Origin of the sequence: Kitasatospora sp. NPDC094015, assembly GCF_040304075.1 — a bacterium.
Classification (GTDB): domain Bacteria; phylum Actinomycetota; class Actinomycetes; order Streptomycetales; family Streptomycetaceae; genus Kitasatospora.
Window position 1 is genome coordinate 1 of the sequence record NZ_JBEOUL010000053.1, and the last position, 13,031, is coordinate 13,031.

General features: G+C 73.5%; 10 protein-coding genes and 1 pseudogene. 8 read left to right on the forward strand and 3 right to left on the reverse strand.

Annotation, left to right across the window (positions count from 1 at the left end; all coding sequences use genetic code 11):
* The 3 genes and pseudogenes from ABT014_RS32990 to ABT014_RS33000 form a co-directional block, all read right to left on the reverse strand.
* A pseudogene (locus ABT014_RS32990) lies at positions 1-203 on the reverse strand (RNA polymerase sigma factor SigF); the annotation flags it as partial.
* Positions 204-538: 335 nt separating this feature from the next.
* A complete protein-coding gene (locus ABT014_RS32995; RefSeq protein ID WP_350643265.1) occupies positions 539-859 on the reverse strand; it encodes an STAS domain-containing protein in 321 nt (106 codons plus the stop codon).
* Complete coding sequence (locus ABT014_RS33000) at positions 856-5,034, reverse strand: SpoIIE family protein phosphatase (protein WP_350643267.1); 4,179 nt, start codon at positions 5,032-5,034, stop codon at positions 856-858. Before ABT014_RS33000 ends, ABT014_RS32995 begins: the two co-directional genes overlap by 4 nt.
* Before the next feature lie 362 nt (positions 5,035-5,396).
* Between ABT014_RS33000 and ABT014_RS33005 the strand changes: the two genes are divergently transcribed.
* From ABT014_RS33005 to ABT014_RS33040, 8 genes are all read left to right on the forward strand, one after another.
* Positions 5,397-6,227 carry an STAS domain-containing protein gene (locus tag ABT014_RS33005; RefSeq protein ID WP_350643269.1) on the forward strand — a complete coding sequence of 277 codons (831 nt, stop codon included), beginning with the start codon at positions 5,397-5,399 and terminating at the stop codon, positions 6,225-6,227.
* Positions 6,224-6,604, forward strand: coding sequence for an STAS domain-containing protein (locus tag ABT014_RS33010; protein ID WP_350643270.1), 381 nt, complete (start codon positions 6,224-6,226; stop codon positions 6,602-6,604). The genes ABT014_RS33005 and ABT014_RS33010 overlap by 4 nt, the downstream gene beginning before the upstream one ends.
* On the forward strand, positions 6,601-7,026 hold the full coding sequence (locus tag ABT014_RS33015) for an anti-sigma regulatory factor (protein ID WP_350643272.1): 426 nt from the start codon (positions 6,601-6,603) through the stop codon (positions 7,024-7,026). Before ABT014_RS33010 ends, ABT014_RS33015 begins: the two co-directional genes overlap by 4 nt.
* The gene (locus ABT014_RS33020; RefSeq protein WP_350643273.1) at positions 7,014-8,213 is read left to right on the forward strand and encodes an ATP-binding SpoIIE family protein phosphatase; all 1,200 of its coding nucleotides are present in this window, start codon (positions 7,014-7,016) and stop codon (positions 8,211-8,213) included. The genes ABT014_RS33015 and ABT014_RS33020 overlap by 13 nt, the downstream gene beginning before the upstream one ends.
* On the forward strand, positions 8,210-10,015 hold the full coding sequence (locus ABT014_RS33025; protein ID WP_502895144.1) for an ATP-binding response regulator: 1,806 nt from the start codon (positions 8,210-8,212) through the stop codon (positions 10,013-10,015). Before ABT014_RS33020 ends, ABT014_RS33025 begins: the two co-directional genes overlap by 4 nt.
* Entirely contained in the window at positions 10,012-11,658 is a 1,647-nt protein-coding gene (locus tag ABT014_RS33030) for a SpoIIE family protein phosphatase (protein ID WP_350643275.1), read from the forward strand. The genes ABT014_RS33025 and ABT014_RS33030 overlap by 4 nt, the downstream gene beginning before the upstream one ends.
* Before the next feature lie 79 nt (positions 11,659-11,737).
* Positions 11,738-12,091 (forward strand): STAS domain-containing protein, encoded by a 354-nt coding sequence (locus ABT014_RS33035; RefSeq protein ID WP_350643277.1) that lies wholly within the window; start codon positions 11,738-11,740, stop codon positions 12,089-12,091.
* A gap of 276 nt (positions 12,092-12,367) precedes the next feature.
* Positions 12,368-12,985, forward strand: coding sequence for a hypothetical protein (locus ABT014_RS33040; RefSeq protein WP_350643278.1), 618 nt, complete (start codon positions 12,368-12,370; stop codon positions 12,983-12,985).
* The last annotated feature ends 46 nt before the right edge of the window (positions 12,986-13,031 follow it).

The following is a 13,031-nucleotide window of genomic DNA, read 5'->3' on the forward strand; positions in this document are numbered from 1 at the left end:
CCCTCCTCCAGCACCGCGAGGCGGGCGAACAGCGTCTTCGACAGGGCGCGGGCGTCGGTGGGCGAGACGGCCGACGGATCCTCGATCCGCGGCAGCTCCCCGATCGCAGGGGGCGACCAGGGGGCCGGCACCGCCGGGTGCGGCAGGGACGGAGCTGCGATCGTCGCCGTTGTGGTCGACGTCGTGGGATTCAGGACGGCCATGGGTCTCCCTCTTCCGGTCGTGTTGCCTGGGTCGCGCTCTGACCGGAGCCGTGTACCCCGGTCCCGCCGGACAAACAGTCCGACACGACACCTTCACACATCTCGACGCTTACTACGCAATCCGAGCCGCTGCCCCTACCCGGCGCGTAGGCGTCGACCGCGCACGGTGCTCTTCGAGTACGACCATCGCACATCCGGGCCGACGATCTCAAAGCGGCTGCCATGGCCCTGACCGCGCTTCCGCTTCTGCTGCCCCCGCCCTGTCGTCAGCGGTGGGCGGGTGACGGCCGGCTCGGTGCTTGAGGGCCGCCCGCACCCGGCGGTGCGAGGCGCCGTCACCCGCAGGTGTCCGGCGGGTCGTCGACGTTGTGGACGGTGACGATCCTCGCCAAGCCGGAGACAGCGAGCAGCGGGTTCAGCAGCCGGCTGGTGACGAGCCGGATCCGGTCGGCGCGGGCGAACAGGACGGTGAGGCCGGCGCTGTCGAGGTACTCGACGGCGCTGAGGTCGATGGTCAGGGGCGGGTCGGACTCGGGCGTCCGGTCGATGGCGGCGGCGAGTTCGTGGGCGTTGTCCAGGTCGATCTCGCCGACCGCCCGCAGCACGGGCGAGCCGTCCGGACCGTGGCCCGGGGTGAGGACGAGTGCGGTGGTCATCGGACGATCCTTAGCTGCATGTCGACGGTGGTGCCGGTGCTTCCAGGGGTGATGGTGACCTTCTGCATCAGGGCGTTCATCAGGGCGACGCCCCGGCCGCGGTCCGTGTCGTCCCGGTGTCCGGGGATCTTCCAGTTCCCGGTGTCCGTGACGGTCAGTTGCAGCTCGACGGCCGTGACGGTGGCGTACAGCCGGACCCGGGCGCCCGGCGCGTCGCGGTGCCCGTGCTCGATCGCGTTGGCGCACGCTTCTCCGGCCGCGACCAGGACGTTCTGAACGGTGGGCGTGGGCAGCCCGCACCGGTTCAACCAGCCGCGGAGCCTGTCCCGGACAGGGGCGAGCTGCCCGGATTCCGCACGGAAGACCACCTCCAGGGGGGCGGGGTGGCGGTGGAGCAGGATGGCCACGTCGTCGTCGTACCCGCCGTCGGAGGCGAGGTCGGCCATGACGCGGGCGGCGAGCTCGTCGACGGGCAGGGCGCGCCCTTCCCGCAGGGCGGCTCCGGCCCGGTCGATGCCTTCGCTCAGCGGGCGGCGGCGGCGTTCCACCAGGCCGTCGGTGTAGAGCAGCAGGGTGGAGCGCGGCGGCATGGTGCACCGTGCTTCGGGCCGGTCCTCGCCGGTCCGGACCGCGAGCGGCAGCGCGCGGCCGTCCTGGAGGAGGACGGTGGTTCCGTCGCCATGGGTGAGGATGCCGGGTGGATGGCCGGCGCTGGAGTAGGTGAGGCTGCCGTCGGCGGGGTCGAGCACCGCGCAGAAGACGGTGGTGCACATCGCACCGGGAATGTCGGCCGCGAAGCGGTCCATGGCCGCGAGGACGCGGGCGGGCGAGGTGTCCTGGAGGAGCAGGGCCCGGCAGGCGCTGCGGAGTTGGCCCATGACGGTGGCCGCGGTGAGCCCGCGCCCGACGCAGTCCCCGACCACGATGCCGGTGCGGCCGTCCGGGAGGGCGACGACGTCGTACCAGTCGCCGCCGACCTCCAGCGGGCGGGTGGCGGGCTCGTAGCGCACGGCGAAGCCTTCGGGCAGGTGGGAGGGGCCGAGGATGGCGCGCTGCAGGGTGAGGGCGGTCTCGCGCTGCTGGTCGATCTGGTGGGCCCGGACCAGTCCCTGGGTGAGGCGGCCGGCCAGCTGGGAGAGCAGCAGCCGGTCCGGTTCGCCGAAGGGGCGCTGCTCCTGGCGGCCGATCCACAGGACGAGCGGGCCGCCCGGGTGTTCGAGGACGATGCCGATGCCGTCGGCCCGGTCGGTGACCGGGCTGAGCGCGGGGTGCGTGCGCAGGGCGGTGAAGGCCTCGCGCTGTTCGGCCGGCAGGCGGTCCCAGTCCTGGTCCGGGTCGGTACTGGTCAGCACCGGGGCGCCGTGGGAGGGGAACAGCACGGCGAGGACGGTGCCGGCCCGCCACAGCCGCCGCAGTTCGGCCATGGCCGCGGTCAGGGCGTCGGGCAGGCTGACGGCCTCCGCGAGCCGCAGGCCGAACGAGGCCAGGGCGGCCGCGCGCCGGGCCGCGTGGCGCTCCGCGGTGACATCGCGGACGGTGCCGACGACGACCCGGCGCCCGCTCTCCGGCTCCTGCACGCGATTGAAGGTGGCCGCCACCCACACCTGGTGGCCGTCGCGGTGGGTCACCGGGATGGTACAGCTGCCGTGCTCCCGGCCGACCAGCTCCGCGAGGGCGTCGGCCACCAGCCGGTGGGCCTCGGGGTCGGTGGTCCGCTCCGGCCACCACGGCTGTGGGTGCCGGTAGGGCAGGTTCTCGGGCCCGTGGCCGAGGATGGCGGTGAACGCGGCGTTGATCTCGATGACGTCGCCGTGCTCGTCGCAGACGAAGAACCCGTCCTGGAGGGAGTCGACCAGGGCGGTGCGCCACTGCATGTGCCGGTTGCGCAGCCGGGTCATGTCGATGGTGGTGCGGACCCGGGCGAGCAGTTCCGCTGCGGTGAAGGGTTTGACCAGGTAGTCGTCGGCGCCGGCGTCGAGGCCCTCGATGGAGGCCTCCTGCCCGGCGCGGGCGGACAGCAGGACGACGGGGACGGCGGCGGTGCGCGGGTCGGCGCGCAGCGCGGCCACCAGCTGCAGACCGTCGAGGCCGGGCATCATGACGTCGCTGACGACCAGGTCGGGGGCGTCGGCGCGGATCGCCGCCAGGGCGGTCAGGCCGTCCGCGACGGTCCGGACCCGGTAGCCGGGGTCGGAGAGGAGCCGGCCGAGGTATTCGCGCATGTCGGCGTTGTCGTCGGCGACCAGGATCCGGGCCGGGGGCTGCGCGGACCGCCCGCCGGGGGACGCGGCGCCGTCCGGCATGTCGGTGGACGGGGCAGGAGCGGCGGCTTCGGTCCTGGGGAGCCGGCGCAGCGCCTCCTCCAGGTAGGGGTCGGCGGCGGTGGACGGCCGGGTGGGCGCCGCGGGTGCCGGGGCGACGGCGTCCGGCGGGAGGTGGGCGGTGCCGAACGGAAGGCGGATGGTGAAGGCCGTGCCCTCGCCCTCGCGACTGCGGGCGGTGATGGTGCCACCGTGGGCGCGGACGAGCTCGTGGACGAGGGCGAGTCCGATGCCGCTGCCCTCGTCGGAGCGCGAGCGCGCGTTCTCGATCCGGTGGAACCGTTCGAAGAGCCGCGGCAGTTCGGTGGCGGGCACCCCGGTGCCGGTGTCGGTGATCGTGACGACCGCGTGGTCGTCCTCGCGGTGCACCGAGACGCCGATCGAACCGTCGAAGGTGAATTTGAGGGCGTTGCTGAGCAGGTTGAGGACGATCTTCTCCCACATGCCCCGGTCGATGTGGACGGGGTCCGCCAGGGGTGGGCAGTCCATCGTGAACGCCAGGCCGGCCCGGTCCACGGCGGAACGGAAGACGCTGGCCAACTCGGCCGTGGCAGCGGCAAGTTCGACCGGTTCGAAGCTGGCCTGCATCCGGCCGGCCTCGATCCGGGAGAAGTCGAGCAGGGTGTTGACCAGCCTGCCCAACCGCAGCCCGTTGCGGTGGATGACGTCCAGTTCCTCCCGCGTCCGCGGATCGGCGTCGGACAACCTGGTCCGAAGCTCGTCGAGCGGGCCCATGATCAAGGTCAGCGGGGTGCGGAACTCGTGGCTGACGTTGGAGAAGAAGGCGGTCTTGGCCCGGTCCAGCTCGGCGAGTTCGTCGGCGCGCCGCTGCTGAGCCCGGTAGCTGCGGGCGCCGGCGATCCCTGCCGCCACGTGGCCGGCGGCCAGCTCGACGAACCCGCGGTAGCTCTCGTCCGGTGCCCGGTAGCGGTTGAGCGCGGCGACCAGGAAGCCGGCCGGTACGTCGCCCCGCCGCAGCAGCGGGACGACCAGGGCGTGGGTGGGCGCGGCCGGCCGGCCGAAGGTGGGCAGGTCCGCGAACGCGTGGCCGTCGAGGGCGACGAGCTCCGATTCGGCCCGCGCCGCGTACGCGGACGGCCACCCGCCGGCCGGGCCGCCCGGGGGCAGCAGCACCGGAGCGGCGGGGTGCCCGGCGGGTAGGCCGGTCGCGGCCGCCAGCCGGGCGGAGCCGTCGGGCTGCGCCAGGTAGGTCAGGACGAACGGCAGATCGTAGGGGTTCTGGGCGAACCGCCGGGTGGCGAAGGCCAGTGTCTCCTCCTCGGTGCGCACCGCGCTGGGGTCCGAACCCAGGTCCCGCAGGGTCGCCATCCGCCGCTCGCCGATGACGCGTTCGGTCTCCTCGCTGACCACGCACAGCATCCCGACCACCAGGCCGTCGTCGTCGCGCAGGGGGCTGTAGGAGAAGGTGTGGTAGCTCTCCTCGGGATATCCGGAACGCTCGACGAACAGCAGCAGCGCCTCGTCCCAGGTCGCCCGGCCGGTGGCCAGCACGGTCCCGATCCGCGGGCCGATGTCGTCCCAGATCTCCGCCCACACCTCGCTCGCCCGACGGCCCAGCGCCCAGGGGTACTTCCGGCCGAGGGTGACGCGCCGGTACGCGGCGTTGCAGAAGAACGTCAGGTCCTCGCCCCAGGCCATCCACATCGGGAAGCGGGAGGACAGCAGGATGCTCACGGCCGTGCGCAGGCTCTGCGGCCAGCCGGCCGGCGCGCCCAGCGCGGTCGCCGCCCAGTCCACCGCCGCGAGATCGCGCCCGACCTCGTGGTCGCCTCCGAAGACATCGGCGCCGGCGGCCGCGGGCGGCTCGTACTCCACTCCTTCGGGCTGCCCCATCCGACGCGTCCTCTCCTCCCGCACGGTCAGCTCCGTTCGGCCCCGCAGGAGTCCCGGCCGGCGGTGTCCGGCGCCGGACCTCCGCACCCGGGCGCCGGACCCGGCCTGCCGCCCGCCCGGAGGCGGGGCACGTACCGGCGTACCCCCATCGTAGGAGCCATGAGCTCTCCGCCTGCCCAGGACAGGCCTTTCGATGCGATCGCAAGCGCGCCGCTCCGGCGCGGGCCCGGCCGCGCCGCAGCGGTGCCCGAACCGATCTCCCGGAGACAGGTTTGGAGCTTCGGATCCGTGGCAGACGGTGGCGGATGAGCCCGTGGGATCGGGCACGATCGATGGGGAGTGCCCAAGTGGCGGAGAAGGTCATGGCAGTGCGGTTGGTGGAGCTCCTGTCGGAGCAGCGGAAGGCCTTGGGGGCCGCCTGGGTCGAGGAGGTCTCGCGGACGCTCCGGGGCCGGATCAGTGCGGCCGAGCTCGACCGCGAGCTGCAGGAACTGTTCACGGCGCTGGTGGAAGGCCTCCAACAGGGCGGCTTCGGCTGGCAGGGCGAGGAGTACGCGGAGGTGCGCGCTCTGCTCACCGAGCTTTCGCGCAACCGGGCCCGCCAGGGTTTCACCACCACCGAGACCGCGACCAGCGTGCTCGCCTTCAAGGCGATCCTGGCGCCGAACACCGACAGCTCGGCGCAGGACATCACCGCCTACCTGCAGCTCTCGCAGCTGATGGACGCGCTGGCGCTGTTCACCATGGAGGTGTACGCGCGGACCCGTGAGGAGCTCATCAGCGCGCAGTCCGAGCAGCTCCTGGAGCTCTCCACGCCGGTGGTGAAGCTCTGGGACGGTGTGGTGGCGGTGCCCCTGGTCGGGACGCTCGACTCGATCCGCACGCAGGTCGTCATGGAGAAGCTGCTCCAGACGCTGGTGGACACGGGCTCGGAGCAGGCGATCATCGACATCACCGGTGTGCCGGCGGTGGACACCGAGGTCGCCCAGCACCTGCTCAAGACGGTGGTGGCCGCCCGGCTGATGGGCGCCGAGTGCACGATCTCGGGCATCCGCCCGCAGATCGCGCAGACCATCGTCGCGCTGGGCATCCAGTTCGGGGACATCGTCACCAAGGCGACGCTCGCCGACGCGCTCAAGCACGCGCTGCGGCGCAACGGCATCGACCCGGCGACGGCCGGGGGCCGGCCGTGACCGAACGCGTACCGGTCCTGAAGATCGGTGAGGTGCTGCTGGTGTCGATCCAGGTCGACCTGGAGGACCAGATCGTGCTGGACCTCCAGGACGACCTGGCCGCACGGATCGTGGCCACCGGTGCGAGCGGCGTGGTGATCGACATCACCGCGGTGGAGATCGTCGACTCCTTCGTCGGCCGGATGCTCGCCACGACCGCCGCGATCTCCCGGATGCTCGACGCCGAGACCGTCGTGGTGGGCATGCGGCCCGCTGTCGCCATCACGCTGGTCGAACTCGGGCTCTCGCTCGGCGGTGTGCGCACCGCGCTCAGCCTGGAGAAGGGCCTGGCGATGCTGGGCCGGTCGTCCGACGTCCGACGTCCGGTCCGGCCGTGACCGGCCTCGCGCCTACGCCCGAGGGTGAACACGAGAGCATCCCGGTCCGGTCCAACGACGACGTGGTCCGGGCCCGGCAGCTGGTCCGCACGCTGGCCCAGCGCTGCCAACTTTCCCTCGTCGACCAGACGAAGCTGGTGACCGCGGCGAGCGAGCTGGCCCGCAACACGCTGGTCTACGGCGGCGGCGGGGTGATGCGTACCGGGCTGGTGCGCCGGGACACCCGCCTCGGCGTGACGGCGGTCTTCGAGGACGAGGGGCCGGGCATCCCCGACGTCGACCTCGCCCTGACCGACGGCTGGACCTCGGGCAGCGGACTGGGCCTGGGCCTGAGCGGCGCACGGCGGCTGGTCGACGACTTCGTCCTCGACACCGAGGTCGGCCGCGGCACGCTGGTGTCGGTGACCAAATGGGCCCGGTGAGCCTGGTGTTGCCGGGGATCGAGGACGTCGCCTGGTTCCGGGACGAGCGCTCCCTGCCGGCGGCGGCACGCGGTGCCGCCGCCGCACTGGCGCGCCGGATCGGCCTCGGCGACCAGCGGACGGCCGAGGTCGCGCTCGCGGTGAGCGAGGCGGCGACCAACCTGTGCCGCCACGCGGTCGACGGCGCCCTGCTGCTGAGGGTGATCCGCACCGCGACCGACGCCGGCCTCGAGTTCGTGACCGTCGACGCCGGCCCCGGGATGGCGGACGTCCCGCACGCGCTGACCGACGGGACGTCCTCCGCGGGCACCCTCGGCATCGGGCTCGGCGCGATATCCCGGCTGGCGGACACCTTCGACGTGCACTCGCTGCCCGGCCGCGGCACCGCCCTGGCGGCCCGCTTCTGGACCAAGGAGGCCGCGGCACTGGCCCGGGCGGCCGGCGAACCGCCGGTGGCCGGGCTGACCCGGCCGATCAGCGGCGAGGAGACGTGCGGGGACGCCTGGGCGACCCGGCCCGCGGCGGCGGTCGACCGCGCCCGCGAGGCGACCGGCAGCGCCCCGGCGGCCGGCACGGCCTCCCGCACCCCCTTGAGCTGGGCCACCCTTGCCGGCGTCACCCTCTCCTCGGCGCCGCGGACCGCGCCCGTCCGCCCCGAGGAGGGCGCCGGCCCGGATCCCGACGCGCTGCTCCTGATGTTCTGCGACGGCCTCGGACACGGGCCGATGGCGGCCCGGGCCGCCCAGGCGGCGGTCACCGCGTTCCACGCCTCGCGGGCCACCAGGCCGGACGCCGTCCTCGCGGACATCCACCGCGCGCTGAACGCGGGCCGCGGCGGTGCGGTCGCGGTGGCGCTGATCCGGCCGTCGGCCCGCCGGATGCTGTTCTGCGGCGTCGGGAACGTCAGCACCTTCGTCCTCGACCCGGCGACCGGCGGCCGGCGTTCGCTGCCCTCGGCCCCCGGCATCGTCGGCCACCATCTGCCGTCCCTGCGCACGGTCGAGCACGACCTGCCCGCCGGCAGCGCGGTGATCATGCATTCGGACGGACTGACCGAACGCTGGCGCCCGACCGACCTGCCCGGCCTGCTCGGGCACATCCCGGTGGTGGCCGCCGCCCAACTGCTGCGCGAGGCCGCCGTGCGCCGGGACGACGCCGGCGTGGTCGTGGCGAAAGGACCGTGGTGACGAATTTCGACGGCACCGGCACCGTCCACCTGATGACCATCACGGTCGCCACCGAGCAGGACACCTTCGCGCTGCGGCGCTGCGGCCGCTCGGTCGCCGCGGTGCTCGGCGTCGAGAACCAGGACCAGGTCAGACTCGCCACCGCGCTCAGCGAGCTGGGCCGCGACCTGCTGACCGCGACCGCGCTGACGGTGGAGTTCACCGTCACCGGCCGGGAGCCCGCCGTGCTCCTGGTCACCCTGCGCTGGCAGGGCGGACCGGGACCGAGCCCGGACGCGCTCGCCGCCGTCACCCGCCTGGTGCAGGTCCGCCGGGACGAAGGACAGGCGGCCGAGCACCTGATCGTCGAACAACCGCTCCTCACGTCCGCCGAGGCGGCGGCCGGCCTGATCGAAAGGGCACGCGAGGTGCTCAGTTCGCACGCCGGGTCCTCGGCGTCGGAGGACGCCCGGGCCCAGACCAGGGACCTCATCGCGGCCCTCGAGGAATCCCGCGCCCAACGCGAGGAACTGCAACGGCTCAACCAGGAGCTGGAGGAGACCAACCGCGGGGTGGTCGCGCTCTACTCCGAGCTGTCCGCGGAACTGGAGGAGACCAACCGCGGAGTGGTGGCGCTGTACGCGGAACTCGACGAGAAGTCACGCCAGCTACGGGAGGCCAGCGAGGCGAAGACCAGGTTCTGGGCCAATGTCAGCCATGAACTACGCACCCCCGTCAACTCGGTGGTCGGGCTGGCCGGACTCCTGCTGGAGAGCGGCACCGGCCGGCTCGACGACGAGGAGCGCCGGCAGATCGGGCTCATCTCGACCTCCGGGAACACGCTGCTGGCCCTGGTCGACGAGCTGCTCGACGTCGCCAAGGCCGAGTCCGGCCGGCTGGAGCCCGTCTGGACCCAGGTGGACCTGCGGGCCCTGCTCGGCGAACTGCGCGGCACCCTGAGCGGAGTGAGCGCCGGCGAGGGCGTGGCCCTCACCATCGCCGACCCGAGGACCGCACCGGTGCTCGTCAGCGACGAGGTGATGCTCACCCGGATCCTGCGGAACCTGCTCTCCAACGCACTCAAGTTCACCGAACGGGGCACCGTCACCCTGGACGTGGCGACGCACGACGGCCCGGACGGGGAGGAACTGGTGCTCACCGTCGCGGACACCGGCGTCGGCATCCCGCACGAGCAGCAGGAACGCATCTTCGAGGAGTTCTACCAGGTACGCGGCCCGCACCAGCGCGGGCGCTCCGGAACAGGCCTCGGCCTGCCCTACGCCCGCCGCCTGACCGGCCTCCTCGGGGGCACCCTCGCGCTCACCAGCAGCCCGGGCGAAGGCACCCGCGTCACCGTCCGACTGCCGATCCCCGGACCGTCCGTCGAGGGCCCACCGGAACGGGTGGCCGTGCTGGTCACCGTCGACGACGACGAGGCGTACCGGGCCACCGTCCGCCCCCTGCTCGGGGAGGTGGCCGAGCGGATCATCGAGGTCTCCGAAGGCGGCCGGGCCGCGGAGACCATCCGGCGGGAGCACCCCGACGCCGTGCTGCTCGACCTTCACATGCCGGACCTGGACGGGTACGAGGTCCTCGCGCAACTGGCGGCCGACCCCGAGCTGTGCGCCGTGCCCGTGGTCGTGGTCACCTCCGCGAGCACCGCCACCCTGGAGCACGACCGGCTGGTCCACGCCCGCGCCGTACTGGAGAAAGCCACCCTGATGTCCCACCAACTGGCAGCCGCCTTCGCGAGTCCCGCCGCAGGCGACCGGCCCGACGACCGGCCGGGCGACCGGGCTGCCGAACGGCGGAGCACCCCATGACCGCCGGACCCGCAGCCGACAACGCGGCCGCCACCATCCTGGTCCTGGACGACAACGACATCAACCGCTACCTCGTCCGGAGCTGGCTGACCCGCGGCGGCCACACCGTGGTCGAGGCGGCGGACGGCGCCGAGGGCCTCGCGCTGCTCGCCGCGGCCGGCGACCAGGAACTGCCCGAACTCGCCGTCGTCGACGTCCGGCTGCCCGACATGAGCGGCTTCGAGGTGTGCGAACGGATCAAGGCGGACCCCAGGACCACCTCGATGCCGGTGATCCACGTCTCGGCCACCGCCATCGAGGTCGACGACCGCGCCCAGGGGCTGCACCGCGGCGCCGACGCCTACCTCACCGAGCCGATCGCCCCGTCCGAGCTGCTGGCGACCGTCACCGCCGCCCTGCGTTACGCCCGGGCCCGCCGCCGCGCCGAACGGCTGGCCACCCGGGTCGCGATCCTCAACCGCATCACGCTCGCCGTCCACGGCGTCACCGGCGCCGATGCCTTCACGTCGGTGGCGGCCACGGGCACCGCCACCCTGATGTCCTGCCCGGCCGTCGCACTCGCCCTCAGCCCCGACGAGCAGGCGCTCCGTGCGGCGATCGTCGACCGGCCGGGCCCGGCCGGTGCCGCCGCCGTCCCCCGCCTGCTCACGGCGGACGCGGCCCTCCTGGACCGGCTCACGGACCACGCACTCGGCGACGCGACCGGCGCCGAGACCGCCGTCCTGTCCCGCGCCGACTGGCACGCCCTCGCCGCCGGGCTCGACCCCGGCCTCGCCGACCTCCTCCCCGGGGAGGTCGCGGTCCTCCTGACCCGGACCAAGCAGGGCCGGCCGCCGGTCGCCCTCATCGTGGACGCCCGCGCCCTGGCCGGGCCCGACGACAGCGGGCTCCTCTCCCAACTCGGCCACGCCTGCGCGCTGGCCCTGGAGGCCATGCGCGCCCGGAACGAGGAGCACGCGCTCGTCCTCACCCTGCAGCGCACCTTCCTGCCGGACCGGCTCCCCGAGGTCCCCGGGGTGGATCTCGCCGTCCGCTACAAGCCCGCTGCCGACCACACCGAGATCGGCGGCGACTTCTACGAGGCGATCGAGACCCCGGCCGGTCTGCTGCTGGCGATCGGCGACGTGGCCGGGCACTCGCTCAAGGCCGCGATGGTCATGGGCGAACTGCGCCACGCACTGCGCGCCTACGCCATCGAGGGGCACGACCCGCAGACCCTGCTGGACCGGCTGGACGCGCTGCTCGTACGCCTGAGACCCTCGATGACCGCCACCGTCTGCCTGGTCCTGGTGGAACCCGGCGGCCGGCGCATCCACGTCGCCAACGCGGGCCACCTGCCCCCGCTGCTGCGCCACCCGGACGGGTCGACCCGGTACCTCACCGAGCACGGGATCCTGCTGGGCCTGAACATGCCGCACCCCCCGGCCGTCGTACACACCGTCCCGGCCGGTTCCACGTTGCTGCTGCTCACCGACGGTCTGGTGGAGGTCCCCGGCGAGGACCTCGACGACAGCCTCGCGGCCCTCGAAAGCACCGTCTCCACCGCCCGGCAGGAACTCGACGAGCTGTGCGACCAGCTGTTGGACGACTTCGGCAAGGCGAAGACGGACGACATCGCCCTCCTCGCAGCACGACTGCACTGACCTTCCCGCCTGAGCCGACCGGGGTCGGTGCGCATCGCACCGCCCCCCGACTCCCGTTCCAGCCCACCCAGGAGTTCCGGTGCCCGACTTCGCGTTGGCCATGGCCGTTCACACCCATCCGTCGGGGGCCACGATCCTCACCATCACCGGCGAGCTCGACTACCACACGGCACCCCGGCTCAGCCGGACGGTCGAGGGCATTGCGCTGACCGCCGCCGTCCCGCTCGTGCTGGACGCGTCCGGCCTGTCGTTCTGCGACTCGATCGGGGTCTCGGCGCTGATCTCCGCCTACCAGCGCGCCACCACCGCCTCGGCCCCGTTCGCCGTGGCGGGCGTCGGCCGCGACCTGGCCCAGATCCTGCGGATCACCGGCGTCGACCGCATCTTCGGCCTCTTCGAGAACGTGGACCAGGCCGTCGCCGCCTGCGGCTGATCCGCCGGCACGGAGGCCGGGTCCGCGCCCGCGAGCCTTCAAGAAGCAGTTCGGTCGGACACCCACCGAGTACGGTCCCCGTCGGCGGGGACTCGGGCGACCGCAGGGTCCGGCAGGGCCGACGCTCGGCGTTCGCGTCGCGGGCGGCCTGTTGCTTCTTCTCGGCCGGCTGCCGACGCCCCTGTGAACTGCTGCGTCCCGAGCCAAAATCCCCGACCGAGCCGAGCGCCCGGGCCTTACTATGCGATCATGAAAGCTGGGGCGGGTGTGCGTGTCGTGAGGATCGTGTCGGGGGTCGGGGCGATGGTCCTGCTGGTCGGGGCTCTGGCGGGCTGCGGTGACGGTGCACCGTCGTCGCACGCCACTGCGGTGGCGGCCGGCGGTTCCGTCGCCGCGGCGCCGGGCTCCTTGCGGCTCACCGCCCCGGAGACCCTGCCCGGCGGCTATCGGGCCCAGAGCCCCGCGAAGGTCAGCACCGACCACCCGGCGGACTCGCAACCGGCGGGCTACGAGAGCTTCGACGGCAGCATGGTGGCCAAGTACACCGCCGACGTGGGTGGGGTCCTGACCATCGGCGGAGCCTGGGGCACCATCACCGACCCCGACGCGGTGGCGGCGTCCGCGATCACCGCGATGCAGTCGCCGCGAGGCACCTGGACGGTACCGCTGACCGACGTCGACGCCCAGGATCCCAACGACCCCCAGGGCCGGCTGAAATGCGGAGTCTCCACCGAGGGACTGCTCGTCGCGGCCGTGTGCCTCTGGGGCGACCACAACACCACCGGCGTGGTGAGCTTCCCGCCCTGGCCCGAAGGCATGCCCGCCACCCTCGAACAGGCCGACGCCGCCGACCGCACCCGCCACATCCGCGACACCATGACCGTCTCCAAGTAGCCGCACCGGCCGGTGCCGGGGCGCATCCCCCGCGGTGAGCCCGCCG

What these genes read in the sequence shown, in the direction of transcription:
- ABT014_RS33030 (WP_350643275.1), top strand. Translation starts at nt 10,012, where the DNA reads ATGACCGCCGGACCCGCAGCCGACAACGCGGCCGCCACCATCCTGGTC.
- ABT014_RS32995 (WP_350643265.1), bottom strand. Translation starts at nt 859, where the DNA reads ATGACCACCGCACTCGTCCTCACCCCGGGCCACGGTCCGGACGGCTCG.
- ABT014_RS33005 (WP_350643269.1), top strand. Translation starts at nt 5,397, where the DNA reads ATGGCAGTGCGGTTGGTGGAGCTCCTGTCGGAGCAGCGGAAGGCCTTG.
- ABT014_RS33000 (WP_350643267.1), bottom strand. Translation starts at nt 5,034, where the DNA reads ATGGGGCAGCCCGAAGGAGTGGAGTACGAGCCGCCCGCGGCCGCCGGC.
- ABT014_RS33020 (WP_350643273.1), top strand. Translation starts at nt 7,014, where the DNA reads ATGGGCCCGGTGAGCCTGGTGTTGCCGGGGATCGAGGACGTCGCCTGG.